19 protein-coding genes are annotated in these 20,085 nt (G+C 55.1%); 6 read left to right on the forward strand and 13 right to left on the reverse strand.

The window, feature by feature from the left end; translation table 11 throughout:
• Positions 1 to 7 precede the first annotated feature (7 nt).
• The 3 genes from KTH_RS23970 to KTH_RS23980 are packed head-to-tail and all read right to left on the reverse strand — an operon-like array spanning position 8 to position 2,609.
• Positions 8 to 829, reverse strand: coding sequence for a polysaccharide deacetylase family protein (locus tag KTH_RS23970; RefSeq protein WP_170142906.1), 822 nt, complete (start codon positions 827 to 829; stop codon positions 8 to 10).
• Positions 823 to 1,827, reverse strand: a complete 1,005-nt coding sequence (locus tag KTH_RS23975; protein ID WP_111325440.1) for a glycosyltransferase family 2 protein — start codon at positions 1,825 to 1,827, stop codon at positions 823 to 825. The genes KTH_RS23970 and KTH_RS23975 overlap by 7 nt, the downstream gene beginning before the upstream one ends.
• 14 nt (positions 1,828 to 1,841) lie before the next feature.
• Positions 1,842 to 2,609 (reverse strand): glycosyltransferase family 2 protein, encoded by a 768-nt coding sequence (locus tag KTH_RS23980; protein WP_246046339.1) that lies wholly within the window; start codon positions 2,607 to 2,609, stop codon positions 1,842 to 1,844.
• 366 nt (positions 2,610 to 2,975) lie between these two features.
• Here KTH_RS23980 and KTH_RS23985 point away from each other — a divergent pair, with 366 nt between their 5' ends.
• Genes KTH_RS23985 through KTH_RS24005 form a run of 5 tightly spaced genes read left to right on the forward strand, consistent with a single transcriptional unit; the run spans position 2,976 to position 9,150 of the window.
• Entirely contained in the window at positions 2,976 to 4,115 is a 1,140-nt protein-coding gene (locus KTH_RS23985) for a glycosyltransferase family 4 protein (RefSeq protein ID WP_111325442.1), read from the forward strand.
• The gene (locus KTH_RS23990; protein ID WP_111325443.1) at positions 4,103 to 5,335 is read left to right on the forward strand and encodes a glycosyltransferase family 4 protein; all 1,233 of its coding nucleotides are present in this window, start codon (positions 4,103 to 4,105) and stop codon (positions 5,333 to 5,335) included. The genes KTH_RS23985 and KTH_RS23990 overlap by 13 nt, the downstream gene beginning before the upstream one ends.
• Positions 5,332 to 6,888 (forward strand): hypothetical protein, encoded by a 1,557-nt coding sequence (locus tag KTH_RS23995; RefSeq protein WP_111325444.1) that lies wholly within the window; start codon positions 5,332 to 5,334, stop codon positions 6,886 to 6,888. The genes KTH_RS23990 and KTH_RS23995 overlap by 4 nt, the downstream gene beginning before the upstream one ends.
• Positions 6,889 to 6,911: 23 nt before the next feature.
• Positions 6,912 to 8,795 carry a hypothetical protein gene (locus tag KTH_RS24000; protein ID WP_111325445.1) on the forward strand — a complete coding sequence of 628 codons (1,884 nt, stop codon included), beginning with the start codon at positions 6,912 to 6,914 and terminating at the stop codon, positions 8,793 to 8,795.
• Between the two features lies 1 nt (position 8,796).
• The gene (locus KTH_RS24005) at positions 8,797 to 9,150 is read left to right on the forward strand and encodes a hypothetical protein (protein WP_111325446.1); all 354 of its coding nucleotides are present in this window, start codon (positions 8,797 to 8,799) and stop codon (positions 9,148 to 9,150) included.
• Between the two features lie 44 nt (positions 9,151 to 9,194).
• Here the strand turns inward: KTH_RS24005 and KTH_RS24010 are convergent, their stop codons facing one another.
• The 10 genes from KTH_RS24010 to KTH_RS24055 all read right to left on the reverse strand — a co-directional run bounded on the left by KTH_RS24010 (position 9,195) and on the right by KTH_RS24055 (position 19,531).
• Entirely contained in the window at positions 9,195 to 10,337 is a 1,143-nt protein-coding gene (locus tag KTH_RS24010; RefSeq protein WP_170142908.1) for a phosphopentomutase, read from the reverse strand.
• 32 nt (positions 10,338 to 10,369) lie between these two features.
• On the reverse strand, positions 10,370 to 11,518 hold the full coding sequence (locus KTH_RS24015; protein WP_111325448.1) for an alanine racemase: 1,149 nt from the start codon (positions 11,516 to 11,518) through the stop codon (positions 10,370 to 10,372).
• Entirely contained in the window at positions 11,508 to 12,620 is a 1,113-nt protein-coding gene (locus tag KTH_RS24020; protein WP_170142909.1) for an aminotransferase class V-fold PLP-dependent enzyme, read from the reverse strand. The genes KTH_RS24015 and KTH_RS24020 overlap by 11 nt, the downstream gene beginning before the upstream one ends.
• Positions 12,621 to 12,628: 8 nt before the next feature.
• Entirely contained in the window at positions 12,629 to 13,558 is a 930-nt protein-coding gene (locus KTH_RS24025) for a phosphotriesterase family protein (protein ID WP_111325450.1), read from the reverse strand.
• 52 nt (positions 13,559 to 13,610) lie between these two features.
• Positions 13,611 to 14,927, reverse strand: a complete 1,317-nt coding sequence (locus KTH_RS24030; protein WP_111325451.1) for a YhfT family protein — start codon at positions 14,925 to 14,927, stop codon at positions 13,611 to 13,613.
• On the reverse strand, positions 14,924 to 15,301 hold the full coding sequence (locus KTH_RS24035; protein WP_111325452.1) for a DUF2620 family protein: 378 nt from the start codon (positions 15,299 to 15,301) through the stop codon (positions 14,924 to 14,926). Before KTH_RS24035 ends, KTH_RS24030 begins: the two co-directional genes overlap by 4 nt.
• 113 nt (positions 15,302 to 15,414) lie before the next feature.
• Positions 15,415 to 15,816 (reverse strand): PRD domain-containing protein, encoded by a 402-nt coding sequence (locus KTH_RS24040; RefSeq protein ID WP_111325453.1) that lies wholly within the window; start codon positions 15,814 to 15,816, stop codon positions 15,415 to 15,417.
• Positions 15,817 to 15,843: 27 nt separating this feature from the next.
• Positions 15,844 to 16,770: a GntR family transcriptional regulator YhfZ gene (gene yhfZ, locus KTH_RS24045; RefSeq protein WP_111325454.1), complete on the reverse strand. Its 927-nt coding sequence runs from the start codon at positions 16,768 to 16,770 to the stop codon at positions 15,844 to 15,846.
• Between the two features lie 135 nt (positions 16,771 to 16,905).
• Positions 16,906 to 18,156, reverse strand: coding sequence for a DUF790 family protein (locus KTH_RS24050; RefSeq protein WP_111325455.1), 1,251 nt, complete (start codon positions 18,154 to 18,156; stop codon positions 16,906 to 16,908).
• Positions 18,157 to 18,160: 4 nt separating this feature from the next.
• Complete coding sequence (locus KTH_RS24055; protein ID WP_497621470.1) at positions 18,161 to 19,531, reverse strand: DEAD/DEAH box helicase; 1,371 nt, start codon at positions 19,529 to 19,531, stop codon at positions 18,161 to 18,163.
• Between the two features lie 56 nt (positions 19,532 to 19,587).
• On the opposite strand from KTH_RS24055, the gene KTH_RS24060 reads away from it, so the two are divergent.
• Positions 19,588 to 20,085, forward strand: a complete 498-nt coding sequence (locus KTH_RS24060) for a hypothetical protein (RefSeq protein WP_497621472.1) — start codon at positions 19,588 to 19,590, stop codon at positions 20,083 to 20,085.

Raw genomic sequence — 20,085 nt, forward strand, 5'->3', positions numbered from 1 at the left:
TTCCACATTATCGCCGTGTCCGGGTGAGCGCCGCGCTATAGCTTCGGAGGACCTGTTTTACCGGAATGCGGGCCCTGATATACATCCGCTTCAGTACGGGGGCCTCTTCCTCCTGGTGGAGCAGCAGCCGGAACGCTTCGATACTCATGCCTGGCGTAACCATCAGGCGCTCAAGGCTGAATGGGTGTGAGGTAACGGCACAGGTCGCGAAGTTGACGGCACAGGCCGAGGTAAAACCAAGCTGCTGTACCAGTTCGCGAACATCGGGTGTATAGTAGCCGAAGGGATAGGCAAAGCTACAGATCTCCTGTCCTAAGCGCTGCTCAAGAATCAGTTTGCTGAGCGCGATTTCTTCTCGCGCCAGGGAGAGTGGCAGAAGATCCAGCGCGGGGTGCGTATGGGTATGCGCTCCGCACTCAATCCCGGCCCATCTGATCTCCTCAATCTGGGCCCAGTTGAGCATGGGGCGTTCGGTCTCGTTCTCGGGGCGAAGCCATGTACTGGTTTTTCCGATATAGGCCGTGGTGATATAGAGCGTAGCCGTAAACTGGTAGCGCGTCAGGATGGGCAGCGCATAATCATAGAAATCGGCAAAGCCATCATCAAACGTGATCACAACCGGCTTCGCGGGAAACGGTATCTTTCCCTGCATGGCCTTGAGGCACTGGGTCACGTTGAGTGGCGTATAGCCATTGCGATGCAGGTAATCCATTTGAGCCGCGAACATCACCGGGGCAACAGCGAGCTGCTTGAAGCGCGGGTTCGCCGATTGGGAGATGCTATGATACATGAGAATGGGGATATACCGTTCTGCGGTCTTCATCAACATACCTGATCCTTTCTTCCTGTGGGAACCTGGTGGCCTCTTTGCTGGTACGGCAACAGCATCGGTTCCGGCATGCTGCCATAGAGATAGCCCGTCACGGCAGCACCAATCCCTGCCAGAATTGTCAGCGCCTTTTGCAGTGATACTTGTTCGCAATGAAGCAGCGAGCGGATAAGTAGCGCGGGCACAATACCGAGTAGCAACCGAAAGGTATAGCTTTGCTCGGTCGCCAGACTTGCGTGCTGGCCGACAAAGCGGGCGATCATCGCTTTGGAGATGCCTTCCGCGAAGCAGCGTTGCACGAAGTATTTCCATGCTATGCGGCTCTGAGGCACCCGGTGATAGACCCGGGCCTCGGGCTGATACAGACAACGCATCCCCGGCTGTTGCTGCTGCACGCGGATACATAGTTCGGTCTCCTCGCAGCCAAGCGGCAGTGTTCCGATACGCCCGATATGGCTGCGAAAGCCACCAGAGCGCTTCAATACCTCCTTGCGAAATGCCATATTTGCGCCGATCACATTCCGTACGATTGTGTTCTGTTCGGGCATGCCTCGATAGGTACAGCCAACTACCCAGTAAAACTCCTCCGGGAACCAGCGTGGTGTTTGGCCGGGCCAGAGAGGAAGTATCGAGCCTCCAGTAGCTGCAACTGTGGGATCTGTGAAGCCTTCTATGAGCTGTGCAAGCCATGACGTGGTGGCGATCGCGTCATCGTCGAGAAACGCAATCACGCTACCCCGGGCAACATCAAGACCGGTATTGCGCGCTCCCGAGAGGCCAGGAGCATGGTGGTTCTCCACTACCTGAATGTCCGGCATAGAGGCTTGTAGTTGCTGATAGAGAGTCTGATTATGGTCGCTGACAACGATAATCTCTCTGGCCGGAAGGGTTTGCCGTCGAACCGAGGCAATGGCTTCCTGAAGGGGCTGCCAGCGGTCCAGACTATAGGTGCAGATGACTACTGAGACATCTGCTTTCTGTGGTTCCTCCACAGGCATCGTCCTTTCCGTTTTTATACCGATATCTTTTCTTTCGTGTGAAGCTGCGTAGGAAGCGTCTTGAGCGGCTCTGTATGCACGGTTTTCCCCTGGCGCCACTCATGCACAATGGTACTGAGGACGCGCCAGCCATCGCGGATTGTATGCAGGTTGCTGCGTCCATAGATGCGTAGATTCTCGATACTCGGGATCTCTGCAATGCCAAGATGCGCCTTCAGCATGCGGAGGTAGAGCTGTGTTTCCACCTCAAATCCCTCGCTGTCGAGCTGGATCTGATCGAGGCAAGAGCGCCAGAAGGCCACATAGCCATAACAGAGGTCGCTAATATTGGTGCCAAACAGCAGGTTGACGATATGGCAGAAAATGGCGTTCCCCAGGCGGCGGAGTGGCGTGATATCGAAGCTGCCGCCGCCCGGCTTGAAGCGTGATCCTTTAACGCAGTCATAGCCCTCCATCAGGGCACTGACGAAGCGCGGAATCTCTGTCGGGTCTGCCGAGCCATCTGCATCGAGCATGATAATGATGTCCCCCCGCGAGACGGCAAATCCAGTGCGGAGCGCCTCGCCTTTCCCTCTCCCTGCCTGGGTAACAATCTGGATGGAGGGAAGAAGCTGTCGGGCTACCTGGATTGTATTGTCTGTGGAATGCCCATCTACCAGTATGACCTCATCAACAATGGATGGGAGTAAGGGCAAAATACAGGGGAGGTTTTGTTCCTCGTTCATTGCCGGGATTATCACACTGACCCGTGGTTTCTGTGTTCTTCCTGGTCGTATTTTCACCTTTTGTATCACCTTTCCAGAGCCGTGTAGCCAGACGTTCAATGCTCTTTGCGCTCTGCGTGCTGGCTCCATCACAGAGCCAGTAATTCTTGCTCGTTGATACGGCTTGTTATGGGCAAAAAAGAACAATTGTTGGCTTTAGTATACGAATACGCAGGAAAGAAATATGTGCGGCTATCTATTTGGAGACTGCATATAATTAGCACGAAGCGTTTCTGCTTCTCCGCATTTAGATGGTGCGTAACCGTTATCCCACCCCTTTGCGATACCCTTGTTGTTGGGTGTGTATACTGGAACTGGCAGAGAAACGCGATGGTGAAGAGATTGCCCATGTAGAGCGTGAAGTGCTTTGAGGGGAGGTTGTAGATGTCCGTTGAATCTGACGTGGTAAAAGTGTTGATGGTGACCCCGCGCTACTCTCCTTCTGTTGGCGGAACGGAAACGCATGTGTATGAGGTCGGGCGGCGGTTGGCTGAGCGAGGCGTTGCGCTGACACTCCTGACGACTGCTCCGGCTGGATCCGCTCCCTCTGTTGAGATGGCTGATGGCATGCGCATTATTCGCGTGCGGGCCTGGCCTCCACGGGGCGACTACTTTTTTGCTCCCGGTATTGAGACGGTCATGAAGAGCGAGAACTGGGATCTCGTCCATTGCCAGAGCTGTCATACCTTCGTGCCGATTTTGGCGATGCGGACCGCGCAGAAACTCGGCCTTCCCTATGTGCTGACGTTTCATACCGGAGGGCATTCTTCTCAGGTGCGCACGTTGTTTCGTGGCCTGCAATGGCGTTTGTTGAGACCCTTATTTGCCGGGGCACAGTACTTGATCGGGGTGTCACAGTTCGAGGCCGCGTATTTTTGCCTGAAGCTCGGGCTACCTGTGAAGAAGTTTGAGGTGATTCCTAATGGCGCGTCTGATCTGGCTGCCTATCTCCCTTCAGGCGAGACAATCACACCAGAGAATGCGCTGATCGTCTCGGTGGGACGGTTAGAGAAATATAAAGGACACCATCGGCTGATTCTGGCGCTGCCGGAAATCCATAAGTATTGTCCTGCGGCCCGGCTTTTGATCCTGGGACAGGGGCCTTATGAGCTTGTTTTGCGCGAGCTGGCGAAATCAGCGGGCGTTGCCAACTTTGTTGAAATTCGCTCTATTTCCCCTGCCCGACGTGCGGAACTGGCGATGACTCTGGCTCGTGCCTCGCTGGTGGCGCTGCTCAGCCAGTATGAAGCGCACCCGGTTTCGATTATGGAGGCGCTTTCGCTGCGCAAGCCGGTTCTGGTTGCCAACACGTCGGGCCTGAGCGAGCTTGCCCGTTGGCCTCTGGTCAAAGTGATTCCTTTAAGAAGTTCGGCACAGAAAATAGCGCAGACGGTTGCTGAGATTCTTGCATGGCCACCCCGGGCAGAGGACGTTCCTTTGCCTACCTGGGATGATTGTGCCGAGCGGTTGCTGACGCTCTATCAACGTGTTGTAAGCGAGAGGAGGGCACAATGCGTATCCTGATGCTCACTCAATTTTACCCGCCAGTAATCGGCGGAGAGGAACGACATGTCCGCAATTTGAGCCTGGAACTGGTTGCACGCGGCCATCAGGTGGCGGTAGCAACACTCTGGCAGGAGGGCTGCCCGGAATTTGAAGAGGACCAGGGAGTACGTGTCTATCGTTTTCGGACGACAACGCAGCGCTTTTCATCTCTGTACAGCGATCCACGGCGGACACATGTGCCTCCGTTTCCTGATCCCGAGGCAGTTCGCGCCCTGTCCAGGATCATGCACCAGGAGCGCCCGGAGATTGTTCACGCACATAACTGGCTGGTCTATTCGTTCCTGCCTCTTAAGCAGCAGTATGGCTGCCCGCTGATTTTGACGCTGCATGATTTCAGTCAGGTCTGCCCAACCAGGCGATTTCTCTTTCAGCGAGAACTCTGTGAGGGACCGAGGCTGGACAAGTGTCTACAGTGTAGTGCACAGCATTATGGCATAATGAAAGGCATATCGGTCGCACTGATGCATCGCATCGCGTCAGCTACTGCCCGTCAGGGAGTGGATCTGTTTCTCCCGGTCAGCCGGGCTGTGGCGGAGGGCGCTCGGCTGAGCGAGCTAGAGTTACCCTTTCAGGTGATTCCGAATTTTATTCCTGATACCGTGACCTCACTTTGCAGTTCAAACGCGAAGCTGAATCGGTTATTGCAGCAGCTCCCCAGGAGAGAATTTCTGCTTTTTGTGGGAGATGTTGGTTATGATAAGGGCATAACGACGCTGCTCAATGCCTATGCCGATATGGCCTGTAACGTGCCACTTGTCCTGATCGGGAGAGCTGTGGCCGATTCTCCTACTGAACTGCCTCCAGGAGTGATCTGGTTGCGGGATTGGCCCCATCAGGCGGTAATGCATGCCTGGCGACGGTGTGCTATTGGCGTTGTACCGTCGCTGTGCCCCGATGCCTGCCCGACAGTAGCAATGGAGGCGATGGCCATGGGAAAACCCGTGGTTGCTTCGCGTATTGGCGGTATCTCTGACGTTGTCGTCGATGGCAAAACGGGCGTGCTGGTTCCTCCCGGGAATGCTCGTATTCTCCGTTTTGTGCTTGAATGGCTGATGGAGAATGACCATTTGCGAGCCCGGATGGGGGAGCATGGCAGGCAGCAAGTCACCTCTTTTCTGGCAAGCGCGGTCGTCTCACGCATTGAAACTATCTATCGAGAGGTCATACAGTCATCATGAATGGAAGTCGAGGGCGTGCAGAGCGAGCCTTGTTTGTGCGCTTCATGCTGCTACTCGTCTTCCTGGCCGTTCTGCCGCTGGCATCCTGTAAGCTGGAGGGGCCATCGCTTGAGGTAACAAAACAGAGCTATCTCAGCCGTTTTTCGCCAGGGATGTCGAATGTTGATTCCAGTTTGTCCTATCCCTGGAAAACAAACAGCGAGCAGGCGGTTCAACAGGCGCGGGCGCTTGCCTCTCAGGGGCTGACCTTCGTGAACAATTTCCTTATGGGGTGGGGCTCAGATAATCCCTGGCCTGATCCAGCTAAGCCAGAACCGGATAACTGGGCCTCTATGGATCGCAAGCTTGAGCTGGCGCGACAGATGGGAGCGCACCCTGTAATCTCGCTCTGTGAGGCTCCCTGGTGGATAAAGGGGGAGTTACGTGGAGATGGCACCACCAGATTGCTGACCCCCGCTGATGATTTTGCTGAGGTGGCCTATTCCTCGCGTGTGCTTGATAATCAGATGGACAACTGGCTGCATCTGGTGCGCCGAGTCGCCGAGCGCTATATGGTCGCTCCCTATAATGTCCGGTTTTTTCAGATATGGAATGAGTTTAAGGGGTACTATAATCCCGCGACCAACAACTGGGATGTCAGCACATCGCCCGGGGAGCCCGATGGCCCCAATGCGAAGCACGGATATACCTATATGTACAACCGTGTGTATGAGACGCTGAAGATGGTCGCGAAAGAGCTCGATATCAACCCTTCAGCGATCTTTGTGGGTGGACCCTACATTGTGGTGAACACCTGGCTGCATGCGCAGAAAGCCAGCCATCCCTCGCAATTTATTCGCTCGTACGGGATGTATGATAACCGCGATCTGGCCGCTATCAGCTACTGGCTGGAACATAAACGGGGAGCAGAGTTTATCACGTTATCCGGCAACAATCGCAATCGGGACGATGTTGAAGATGTGAATCCATTTACAGCGGCAGAAAAGTTTGCCGATGTGGTGCGCTGGCTTCGCTCGCTGGATGCGAACCGCTATCCCGGAGCGCGTACGTTGCCGATCTGGTGGGCGGAGTGGTATGCCGATAGCTATCAACCAAACGAGTTACAGGGAACGCTCGCGGTCAAAACCTATGCCATGATGCGCTTTATCGAGGCGGGTGGCTCGGTCGCGTTGATCTGGGGTGGTAACGGAGAAGGAGAGTCCACGCCGTTGAATGGTCTCTGGACATCAACCGCGGTAGAGAATGGAGGCCGACCGCTGCCGTGGTTTATGGTCTACAGGGTGCTGAACAATTGCTTTAGCGCCGGGTCGGTGATCTATCGCACGTACACGACTTCGCCCGATATTGCGGCGCTTGCCGGGCCGATAAAAACCATTATCGTGAATAAAACCGCCGATACGCGCACAGTGAACTTTGAGCGAGAGTCACGAACGCTGAAACCGTATGAGGTACTGATTGTGGATACAGCGCGTATCTCTACTGTCCTGAAAGAGGGAGGCGTTCCCTCGCTTCAGCCAGCCTGCCAGGCCCTATTAGAGGAGACTGCCAGATAAGAGTATCGGAGAAAAGGAGCGTTATGAGATTACTCGGGTATGCTTATGAGGGCGTTTTACTGCGTGACAAACTGGTATCGCTTACTCACATCTACCTTCAGGATAGAAGGCGAAGGTGGATCGATAGCACTGCTCTGCTTATTCTGCTGCTTATCTTCTTGCTCTGGCGCTTCTCTCTCTCGGATGTACAGTTAGAAAGGATGACCGGTCTAGGGTTAGTATCAGCCTTACCGTTACAGACGCTTGGAGCTCTGGGGCTTGCGGTCCTCTGCTTTGTGGTTCTGCTACAATTGAAGTCGCTGCGGGAGCCGCTGCTACTGCTCTATCTGCTCACGCTCATTTTTATGCTCTATGGAATAACGTCGGTACTTGAGGAGGTGCCGCGTTTCGCGACGGTCTATCGACATGCGGGCTATACCGAGTACATCATGCGTAACGGGACCGTGGATCCCAACCTTGACGCCTACTTTAACTGGCCGGGCTTCTTTATCTTCGGAGCCTTTCTGACCCGGGTCATACACGCGCCTGATATTCTCGTGTTTGCCGGGTGGGCGCCGCTTGTGCTGAACCTTGCCTATCTTGCCCCTCTCTATGGGCTTCTGGGTACCTTTACCACCAATAAGCGGCTGCTCTGGTTGGGGTTGCTGGTTTTTTATCTGGGCAACTGGATCGGGCAGGACTACTTTTCGCCACAGGGGCTTAGCTTCTTCTGCTATCTGGTAATTCTGCTGATCCTGCTGCGCTGGTTCAGGGGAGCAACTCAACCGCTCCGGGTGCCGAACTGGCGCCGGCTACAGCCCGCGATCGCACTATTGAGGCGCTATGAGCATTGGAGCAGACAGACAGACGAAGTTCCACAACCCTGTACACGTGCCCAGCGGATTGTCTTACTGACGCTGGTATTACTCCTTTTTGTGTGTGTGGTAGCCAGCCACCCGCTCACGCCCTTCTTTATGATTGCCAGTATCACGGCGCTGGTGCTGCTGCGGCGCTGTCATCCTATCTGGCTGCCGGTTGCTCTGTGCGGGCTCACGCTTGCCTGGATGGTGATTATGGCACAACCGTTCTTGCGCGGCCATATGCCAATGGTGACGGGCCATCTGGGTCAGGTCGCAAGCTCGTTTTCGGCGAATGTGACTGCCCGGGCGGTAAAGGGGAGCCCTGAGCATATTTACATTTCATCTGTCCGCATCATGATGACACTGACTCTCTGGGCCGCGGCTGTGGCGGGCTGTCTCCTGCGCTGGCGGCGCGGCCAAAGAGACATCACGCTGATCGCTCTGGCCGTGACTCCATTCCTCCTGATGATTGTGCAGTCGTATGGTGGTGAGATGCTCTTGCGGGTCTACCTGTTTGCGCTCCCCTTCGCGGCTTTCTTTGTGGCCTCGCTTTTGCAGGAAGAACTGGAGAAGATCCCGCTCTGGCGTTGTGGTCTGGTGGCCTGTGCTGTACTGGCGCTGTTAAGCAGTTTCCTGTTTACCCGGTATGGTAATGAAAAGATGGATTATATCAGTGCGAATGAGGTTGTCGGGTTGCGCTATCTCTATCGCGTGGCGCCGCCGCACTCACTGCTGATGGAGGCCTGGTATGGAGCACCCTGGCAATTTGAGCGCTTCGAGCAGTTCAACTATTTCTCGGCGAAGGATGTCATCAAGTATAGCCCGATCGCGCTTGCCAGTAAAGAGCACGTTGAGGCGATTCTGGATGTGATTCGGCGTGAGCAGCCGACAGAGGTCTATATTCTCTTTTCCAAAAGTCAGGAGGCAGCAGCGGACCTGTTGAATGATGTGCCCTCGTTTAAACTGCGGCAACTGGAACGAGAGTTGCTGCGCTCGGAGCGCTTTCAGTCATTCTACCAAAACGGAGATATTACTATTTTGCGCTACGTGCCGGAAAAGGAGAAATGAGATGGCTCGAACAACAATCTGTGCGTTGCTGATTTTGCCGCTTTCGTTTCTCTGTGAGCCGTTGATGATCTCGGGAGGCTGGTTCTGCAATCTGCTCCTGTTGGGCTTCCTGTTTCTGGCTCCTGGAACGATCGTGGTCAATTTTCTCCGGCTTGAAGAGCCGCTTCTTGAAGGGATTCTGGCGCTGACGATGAGCATTGTGTTGATGATGCTGGTGACAAGCGTTGCCCTCTATACCGGGCACTGGTCGATTATGGGAATTGTGAATGTGCTTGCCTGTTTCTGCTGTGTGGGGGCCGCGATCCAATTGCTCTCTGTTTGTTTGCGTGTGCTGGAGCGGCTGCCCGTATCATGAGGAACAACCCCGCTCAAGGTATGTCCCTCATGGTACGGCTTGGCTCAGGCGAGCCCGAAGAAGGAGCGACAGAGTGCCGCGACGCCGCGCAGGCTCGACATAGGAGTAAGAGGCTCTGTCAGTGGACCGCGGACCAGCACCGGGACATATTCCCGTGTATGATGGGTGCCATATGTCGGGTCATTTCCGTGATCCGCCGAGATGATAAGCAGGCTCTCGTCATCCAGACGGGGCAGGAACTCGCCGAGCCACGTATCAACCTGCCGCAGAATATCGCGGAAGCGATCCACGTCCTCGGCATGGCCGGAGAGATCTGTTTCCTGAACAGTGGCGACGATCAGGCCGCTTTCCAGGCGCTCCCAGGTCTCATTGATATCCGAGAGAACACCCGGCGTATCGACCGTCGGGCGGCGTGGTATGCCTTGATCTCCGGCCGCGACGTCCGCGACTTTCCCGATCAACTCCACTGGATAGCCCGCCTGCATGAACTGCAAGGGAAGCTCGTCATCTGGCTTGAAACCGACACCCAGGTGGCGCACCAGATACCCTTCTTTGTAGAAACCAACCTCTGGTGTAACAATCCCTGTTCGGCCTTCCGACGCTTTATGGACTGCGCTTAGAATGCTCTCAGGCGAGATCTCGGGCGAACCGAAGGCGATAACGCGCGGGTTGCGAACCTGTGTGCGCACTACCTCACCAGCACGGACCAGCGTCTCAAGATCGACAATATCGAAGGTGGCTGCAAGGTTGATCGCCATGCCGGGCTCATTTTCCAGATTGTCCGAGACGAGAATACCATTATTGACCCAGAGCGCTCCATTGTCCGCGATGGGGTGTACTATGAAGCCTGCCTGTTCGAGCGCCGGGATCAGGAACTCAAGGCGCCCGCGAACGGTGTCGGGGTGGGTTTCGGGGGCCGTGCCGCCTAGCAGCTCGTTGTGGCCGAGGTAGCTATCAGCACCGGGATAGCCAAGCGCTGCCCGCCCGACTGCCGGGCCGAAAGTGCCATCGGCGGCCTCAAACAAGCCAAGTGCTGCTAGATGGGGGAACGAGGCGCGTTGCTCCCGACTGATAACATGGTTGGTAGTGTTGGCCCCCTGTTGCTGTTCAGGAGCGTCTGGCATGGCTCCTATACCCAATCCATCCAGAATGCATAATACTGCACGTTTCTTTGAGATCATATTCATAACGCTTTTTTCTTCTACTTTCCACATAATGCTCAGTGAAATGAGAGAAGCTTCCAGGTGCCGTGCTCATCCTGCTCGACAATAGCGCGATAGCTTCGCAACACAAAAAGCTGGAAGCGGAAGGACATCACCACGGTATCACCGCAGTGGACGCGCTGTCCCTCAGGAAGCTTTAGCGTGCATTGATAATCGATATATTGTGCGGGTGGGAATTCGATTGGCAGGGGCTCTCGCTCAACCAGCTCATCAACGCTGCTTCCAACGAGTGCGCCCCGGGCATGGGCACGAGGGTAGAGGCCGCCGCCGTAGACCTGCGCTTGATCGGGAGCAATCGAGGATATCTCGCTAACATAGACCGTCGCGGGAATCTCATCACAATGCCCCTGGCTCTGTTCCGGTGTGGTGCCGGTCAGTGCATGGCCGGGCTCTCCATGTGTGCCGCCATACTGCGCGACCAGTGACAGAACGCTGCGCGAGGTGTTGCCGGGCAAATTGATCTGCTTCAGCGTAAAGCCCTCGGCCTTCAGGCGCTCAATGGCGATCTGCACATGTTCCAGATTCGAGGTCGGTTTATAGCTCAGGCTCTGCTCATCCCAGGCGAAACAGGGATAGCTGGTGACACCGGCAACTTCCAGACCGGGCATATCGGCGATGCGCTTTGCCGCTTCCTGAACGTTTTTGGATGTGAAGCCGCCCTCCTGTCCCGGAAAGAGATCATCACCCGTGATGCGCAACAGAACCGGTTGCGTAATATTGAGTGCACTGGCGATGCGGCTGACCTCCGCTGCGGCTTCCAGATCAAGCACCGTCCAGACTTCCGGGCGGGCCTGCTGCATCACTTTGGGAATGGTGTGGAAAGGGATCGGGACAAGGTGTCCCACATGTTTGACTGGAACCTGTTGTGCCATCATGGCCTCTGCCCCCATCCAGTCAACGGCAACGGCAGAAGGGATGCTTTCGCGGATAGCCTCCATAATCTCTGCATCGTAGCTGAACTGCTTTGCCATAAAATAGAGCTTAAGACCCAGTTCATGGGCCCGGGAGGCGATCATGTGGGCGTTCTTGCGAACGGCTCCCTTATCGATAACGAAGGTATTGGGCGGAATCATGCCCTCGCGGTGCAATTGCGCTGCAAAGCGGATCAGCCCTGGATTGCGTTTGCGGACAGCGTCAAGAAACATGGTTTTCTACCTCTTTTTGCGCTTTTTCGAGAATTGCCAGGACCGTCTGGGCTCCGGCTCGCATCGGGTTAATGCGTATCCAGTGGCGGGCGTTTTCCTCTCCCAGTTCAGCGATCATTGTGCCTGAGACGCGATAAAACATAGGGACGAGCTCATAGCGTGACATTGCGCCGACCGGGAAGGGAGCAGCGCCAAAGCGGGCAGCCTGCTCAACAATGCGGGGTCCTATCGGCTGCTCGAAGCGAACCAGAATGACCGGAGATTGCACATTGGCGATGCAGGCTTCACTGATGCCTGCCGGTTTCTGCTGGCGAATATGCTCAACCACAGCGGTCGCTGCTTCCTGGGTGAGCGCGTTCTGAACAAAAACAGAGCTGAGGCCGAGCAACACTTCCTGTGCCTGATAGCCCTGAACACGGGTTCCTCCCGAATACATATCGGCCCGGATACGTGCGCCGATCGCGGAGGTGCAGCAGACAATGCCGATTCCCTCAGGACCAAGCAGCTTGAAGGCTGAAAAGGCGCTGGCATCGGCTCCCATCTCGACACCGATCTGTGGGGTATTGGCAACAGCATAGTTATCGTCGATCACGATCAGTACGTTCGGTTTATGGGTTCGCACAAGCCGAATCACCGTTGCGAGGTCATAGCTATCTTTGAGCTGCTGGCGTGTGTGCTGAATATAGACGGCCTGAACCTCTTCATATTCAAGTGCCTGTTGAAGCTGCTCCTGATTGTTGAAATCAACCCGCACGGCCTGATAGCCCGCGGCCCGAAAGGTAACGCCTGTGGTGGAGTACAGAGGCGCATCATGGATCAGGACCCGGCTTCCTGATGCAAGCATCGCGAACAGAACCGCACGAATCGCGCCTGTTCCGGCTCCGGTGACCAGAACCGCATCTTCTGTATGGAAGAGACGAGCCAGTACCCGCTCGACTTTTTGTGTGAACTGACTGCCGCGTCCATCAATGCCAACGCCCAGTTCACCCCGTGTCAGCCATTCGTTCCCCTGAAATTCTCGGGTGATGGCCTCTATCAGGCGCTCCTGGAGCTGGCGGGCAGTATTCAATGTTAAGGGTGCAAGACGTGAAACAGTTAACATATGCCCTATCATCCTTTCGTAATGCCGGCACCCGCAAGGAAGGCGCGAGGATTCTCAACGGTCATGGCATAAATTGCCTCTTCTGAGACCCCAGCAGCGCGCAGCATGGGCAAGAAGGTCTGAATGAGATAGGCATAGCCCTGTCCACCATTCTTGCGGAGGTACGGGTTACGTGAGATGTCACAGGAGAGCAGGATGCGATGGTGTAACCCTGCCTGAACAAATGCCTTGATATACTCAACGCGGCGCTCGTCTGGCGCGTAGCTGGTCTTACCCACTGTATCAAAGCCAAGATAGGCCCCCTGCTCGGCGATGTGGAGAAGAGTATCCAGCGACGGACAGAGATCCTGGTGTCCGATTAGAATGCGCGCTGGCTCAACGCCACCCTCAAGGAGCAGATCGAGCTCATCCTGACCCCCGGTTCCCAGGTGGGCGTGGGTTGTGACCAGTACAGGATACTTTCGCGCCACCTGTGCGGCTGCTCGAAAGACGGTGGCCTCCTCCGGGAAGGGAGGAGAGCCGGTTCCGCCAATTTCGCCAAGCAACATGGGGCGCACGCCTGTGCCATCCATGCCAGTAAGTAGCTCCTGTTCGAGCGTGTGAGCGATCTCATCTATGGTTGCGGTCGCCAGAAATGGCGGGTGGAATCCCTTATGATAATAGCCTGTTGCGGGAATGATCTGTACGCCGGTTGCCTCCTGAATCTCCCGAAGGCGAGCCACGTTGCGCCCCATTCCCAGGCAGGTTTGCTCAAGAATGGCTGCAACGCCCAGGCGCTTAAGCTCGCTGACCTCCTCGATGATAGCGTCGAATTGATCGAGCTTTCCGGCTTGATCGCGCTCGGTCGTCAAATCGATGCAGAGATGCTCATGTGCGTAAATGATTCCATCATTGAGCGGTTGCAGTCCCGCAGCCGTCTGTATCATAATTGTAGACATCGTTCTCCTCGTTGCACTGTGACTGGTTGGCAAAGGCGTGTGTGTGCTTTCTTTACTTGGCAGCTAGCGGTGTGAAGAGATGCGCATATGCCAGAATATTAAAGAGAATACCGGCGATAATCACACCAACTGGTCCCGCTGCCATGCGCACGATGGGGCGGCCAAAGGCTTCGTTGAGCGCGTAAATACCACCGACAACGGCAATGCCAATGCCTCCCGCCATCGCGTTTCCTGCGGCGATCGAGCCAAAGAGAATCGCGACTTCAAGCGTCAATGTGATCGCGTTACGGATTGTATCCGAGGCATCACGGACGGTGCTGAGCTTCGATAGTCCTTTTGCAAGGTAGCTCAGGACAAAGACCTCAAGGCCAAAGAGCAGCGCGCCGACAATGGCTGCCAGAATCGGGTTTGGCAGGAGATAGGCGATCGGATAGATCAAGGTCGAGCCGACGATCTGATAGGCGCCCGAAGCCACAGCGGTTGTGACTACCAGCGGGATAAAGCCAAGTGCACGATAGAAGTCGACCTGTGCGGCGTTTGCATAATCACCTTTTGCCAGCAGGTAGCTGGTCGCCTCACCGCCTCCAAACTTATGCGTATTAACCAGAACGGCCAGCAGAGCGCCCATAACCATAAACATGGGCAGGTATTTGCGCAGGCGCTTCGCGTTGGCTGCAAAGATAGAGTCCGTCTCGTCCTCCACATCTTCCGCGTCTTCTTCACCGGCCTCGGCTTTGGCTTCCTTGCGGTTTTTGAACTCCTGAAAAATAGCGATGATAACCAGGATGATCATGCCTGCTGCCATTGCGGCTGCACCAGGATTAATAGCCGGTACCCACTTCATGATGACAAGCATGACCGCAAAACTGATAATCGCTGCAATTGAGCCGCGCAGTTTCCCGAACTGCATTGCAATGGCAACCGAGGGGAAGAATGCAAACAGATAGAGAATCGGGGTCGACATCTGCTGCATTGCGTCCAGGAAGTTCACTGGCAGGCTGGTTGCGGCTGAAGTAACAGCTCCCAGACTGAAAACGACAATGGCCCCCCAGGCCGCGCCCAGGATCGGAGCAAGCCATTTCTTGGGCGAAATAATGCCCAGGATATCTGATGGCAAGAACAGAAGCCACGGGTTCAGCACGCTCGAAGAGAAGGCGATCGGCACGCCCAGACCGAAGATAAAGCCTGCTGACAGTCCGAACGCGATGGACGACATCTGCGGGCGTTTGAGCTCTCCCTGGTGGAAATCCAGCAGGAACGGGCGCACACCGTCGTTAAAGACTGCCAGTGCCATGTGAGAGAGCAGTGAGGCAAAGGCAGTGCAGAGAATCGTGAAAATGATAACGAGAGGGGGAAGATGGAGGGTCATGATGCCCCTCCCTTCTCCTTGTACGACTGAAGGCCATCAACCAGAACAGGGACAATGGCGTTGATCTGGTCAATGGAGAGGCCAAAAGCCCGTACACCAGAATCAAGCAATGAATGTACATCTTTTGTCGTCAGTTTGCTCTGGCGTCCGAATGTATGACATTTCTGTCTTCCCATAAATGCAAGCATTGCACCGAGAGATGCGCCCGCTCCTGTATGGCAGGTTCCGATATAATATGCGTCTTTGTTGCGTTTCATGGCCGGACCCGCCTCAAGGTCGCTGCTTGCGATAATCTTGAGATCCGGGCTGCGGCGCTGCTCTAGAAGCCGCTTGACGTCAACTTTGCCTACACCACCTACATAGATTGTTAACATAGCTTCTTCGCTCCTATCTTTTCTGTTCTAGAGGTTCCCGTATCAAGTGAAGACAAATGATCTTCGATGATCTGTTCAGGTTCTTTGACGTCCTTTCCCTTGACGGATAGGCGCTATGATGCGCCGATATTCTCAAGCATCGGGTCATTGTAGTGTAAGAAGAAGGCGCCCAGGTGAAGCAGAAGGAAGTCCACTTCCTCATCAGGCAGGCTCAGGTGAAGCTCCTGCTGAGCCTGAGCGCGAATATGCTCTGCCCACGGTTGCAGGATGGAGAGCTGTAGCGCCTCCTGGTGTACATCGGGATCCCAGGTGTCGCCTAATCCTTCACCTTTGCGTACGCGCTCTAATGCCATCATCAGGTGGCTGGCCAGTGTTCCGGCGCTTTCCTCTGTGCAGGGGTGTTTGCTGCGCTCCTCAAGCCAGAGAAGCATATTCCGAACAAATCCTGCAATGGCAGGCGCAACGATTTCTTCCTGCTCGAATAGCTGTAGGCGCTCCTGGATTGTTTGATCCATCGAACCTCCTGTTTTCTGGTGCTGTCCCTAGTAGAGCGGCAGCCGTTGACGCTGATACACTTCTTGCTGAATGGCGGTGATCTTTTCCGGTGAAAAAATACTCATCAGAACTTTGCGCACGGGAGCATCTTTGAGGGCAACAATAGCGGCTTGTGTGGCGCTATCGCGTTTTTTGCTGTCACCTTCGAGTGGAAAGATCTCTATTCCGGCGGGGAGAACTGAGGGAAGCCCATCCCGGTTCCAGATCAGTGCATCACAGAGTCCTTCTTGCAGAACATCCAGTACCTGAAGCCGATTGATGGCTACGGTCTTCCATTCGGGATGAATGCGCAGCTCCTCCTCTGTCAGCAGAAGTTCATCAAGCGAAACCGGTTCAACGCCAATTCGTCGAATCTGATCTCGGGGGACCGCGGAAACAAGAATGTGTTCCATCAGATAGGTGTGAACCGGCAACTGTGTGATAATGGAGACATCTGGATTCTGCTTGATAAAGTGCTCTGCGGCCAGCAGCGACATCACGGCGTAATGGTAATGACCTTTGCGCACCATCTCCCCCCGTGTCAAAGCACCGCGCTGATAGGTCATATTGAAAGGAAGCCCGGTCTCTTCCATCTGCGCGTGTAATGCGGTTGCAAGCCCTTCATATCGCAGCGTGTAGGGCAGCGGCATTGAGCCAACAATCCAATCATTGCCCGCGTAGCGCCAGAGCTGCTGATAGTCGATCTCTGTAATGCTGGTTCCCCGTGAACCTCTGGCCTCTATCCGGATCGCTCCGGTACGGGTCAGGCAGTTCAACGCTTCCTGAACAGTGCCGTTCCCGACCTTCAGTTCGCGTGCAAGATCCATTACTCTTGGAATGCGGTCTCCCTGGTTATAAGCAAGCAGAAGTCGAGCGATCGCGAGAGTTGTTTTTCCTGTCTGCGAAAGAAAGCCATCTGTTTCCAGAGCACTCATTTCTGTCTCCGTTTCAATATTCAGTATACTGTATAGTATAGGAAGAAAAACTAGAAAGTCAAGCTTTTTTCTGAGCTGCGAGGCGTTCTAACCTCTTTCCCTGCCTGTATATCGGGTGGAAAGAGAGATTGAAATTCATTGGTGGTGTCTCTGCTCCGACGTTTCATAGACGCGAGTGGCGAGCGCTTCAACGGTTGCCATTACCTCTTTCAGGACGGGCTTTTGTTTGAAGTAGAGCACTTCCCCGGGGACATCTTGCAGCGCCTCTCCACTGAGGTTCACGCCCTCATAGACGAGTAGCAGTAGATGTTGACAGCGGGCAGCACGCACCTTTTCGACCTTGCGCCGCAGATAGTCGGGATGCCAGAAACCCACCAGCTCAATCAGGACGCGATGCCCCTTGCGCTTATGGGTCAGGGCAAAGTCGGGAATCATGACGGTATCGCCCAGAAGCAGTACCTCATCTTCACGGCTGAGTTGCCATTGTCCGCGCTCACTGCCGAACTTCTCTTCAAACTCGTGTGCAAAATCGGCCTCCAGGCGGCTATCAAAGAGTCCGCTTCGCTTAAAGTGGGAATGGAGCGGCATTGTGTGATCCAGCCGGTAGGTGACGGGTGGTTGTTGGGGCAGGTGGATAGTGGCGACAAGACTCCACTGATCGCAGTGCAGGAGCGCGGGCAGAAAGGCGGCAAATTGTCGCCCGTAGCGGGTGGTTGCCGAGACAAACGGCGAGATTGGCCCATCCAGCTCCAACAGATAGCCGGACTGTAAGGGGTGTGCCACAAACATGAGCTTAAATAGCTTGAGATACTTCCACAGATCTTTATAGCCGCCGTGTACCTTGATCTGCACCTGGCTTGCCCAGTAGAGAACACCGCGAGCCAGTTCCAGGTTGTAGCGGCTCAACAGTTGTTCCGGGGTCCAATCCGGCCCGGGCGAGGTGAGCAAATACGCAGCGGGACGGTCCGCAAAGAGCGCTGTGTCAATCTGGGTGGCATCAATTCCCAGATCGTGCGCACTGGCCTGTAAGATTTCTTCGCGGGTCTTCTGGCCGAAAAGGGATGGTTTGGAGAAGACCGGACCGTACGAGAAGAGGCGCTCACGCAAGACCAGGGGTGGCTTCGGCGTCGGGCGTGGCTCGAAGCTTGCGGCGTCGGTCAGCACTTTTGCCAGACCGCGAATGGTCAGGTAGTCCGTGCGATCACTTTCATATTGTTCAAGTGCTGCGTTCCAGCTCTCTCGTGGCCGTCCGGTCTGCTGTTTGAACAGGGAAATCAGCTCGCCTGCTGTGGTCAGCCAGTGCGGATCTGTGGTGTCCACTACATCAATTGAAAGGTCTCTGGCTCGAAGTCGGAGTCGTGGCCGAACCAGATCAGCGGTCAGCATGGTCTTATCCCTCTCTCTTCTTCCAGTGGGCGCGTCGGCGTTGGGCGCGACCCTCTTCAAGCGTTTTCCGGGCGATGATCTCAAAGAGCTGTGCCTGTCGGTTCTCGACTTTGCGCAACACGCGTCCAAGCCGCTGAATGTATTCGCGTGCGCCCGAGGTGCCGCCAAGCACGACCGCAATTTTGGCTTCGGGCACGTCAACCCCTTCATTGAGCACACGAGAGGTTGCGATCACCCGATACTGACCTTCACGGAAGCCATCCAGAATATGCTTGCGTTCGGCGGCGCCGGTTTCGTGGGTGATAGCCGGAATCAAAAAGCGGCGTGACAGCTCATATACTGTGGCGTTTTGTTCGGTAAAGATCAGTACGCGCTCCTGGCTGTATTCATGCAGCAAGGCTTCGAGAGCCTGAAACTTTTCTGCACACTGCCCGATCAAGCGGAGCATATGCTGACGAGCAAGGAGTGCTCGTCGTGCTGCGAGATCCTGCGTTGAGCGCCGCATCAATTCCAGCAGCCAATCAGGACCATAGCGCTGCGGAAGGCGCTGAGTGTTGATATAGTCTGTGTAGAGCTTGTGATCCCGGTCATAGCGCTCGCGTTCCTCGGCTGTCAGGTTCACCCGAATACGTTCTGTACGATACTCGGCCAGTTGCAGCCCTACCAGTTCATCGATCTTTTTCGTGTAGACAATCGGGCCGAGCAGGTCTTCAAGGCTGCGCCGTCCGTTTGTCTGTTCTTGCGCGTCGGGATAGGTAGCGGTCAAACCCAGACGGAGTGGAGCCGGAGCCATCAGCGCGGTCTCGCTCCATGAGGGCGCAGGAAGATGGTGTACCTCATCGAAAATAATGCACTTAAAGTGATTGCCTGCCTCAGCGATCAGGTCTCCGGCTGAGTGATAGGTGGTGACAGTTAACGGCAAGATCTTCTTTTCGCCTCCATAATAGACACCGATCTCGGTCTGAAAGGCGTTTGTCAGGCGACTGTACCACTGGTGAAGCAGGTCAATCGTGGGAGCAACAACCACGGTCGCACATCTGGCACGGTGAATTGCGTGCTGTGCAATAAAGGTTTTCCCGGCGCCGGTTGGAAGCACAATACTGCCGCGTCGCCCGGCCTTTTCCCAGGCCGCCAGCGCCTCCGTTTGATAATCATGAGGTTCGCGCTGTTCATGCAGTGTCAGATGCAGCGTGTGCCAGCGGGGGACAGAGTCGCGGATTTTCTGCTCCCGGAACCAGGGAACCAGCGTACTATAGTGATAGGCCTCACAGCGCCAACGTCCCTTGATAAACCGAAAGGGAGCAGGTGGGCAGGCGTCGGAGCCGATTCCCTGTAAGACCAGTGTGCCACCATGAAAGAAGACCGATGTACTCATGTCCTTTATCATAACAAACTGCGGGTGAACAGCGCAAAAGGGAAGGAGGGTTTGAGATGCGCATAGTATGGAGCCTGCTGTTGCTTGTTCTGTTGCTGACTGGCTGTGGAGAGCCAGCGGTACACTGGAAAGAGATTCGAGTGTTTCATGGAAAAGGGAGCGCGGTGTTAAACAGGCTAGGGCTGCGTGTTTCTGGTATCTGGGCAGTTCGTTTGAGCTGTCGAGGTGAGGGGCATGTCACGGCAATGCTCTACCCGCTCGACGTTGGCGGCTCGTTCAAGTGCGGGCAGACCAGGAGCGCCTTTAAGGTTCAGGAGCGCGAAGGGACCCTGCATCAGCTTGAACTGGTGACTGATCCTGCTGAGCAATGGCAGGTACAGCTTTTTGTCTGTACAGGAACGCTGGCTTCCTGTCGCCAATACCCGCCCGAGACGCACGCTAAGGGAACACCTTATCAGTTTGTCCGAGCTAACGGTATAATTGACAACAATAGAGCCACATATTCATATGAAAGGGCAGAAATAAGCTGCAAAGAGATATGGAGGGTATTTTGA

This window comes from Thermosporothrix sp. COM3, assembly GCF_059696735.1.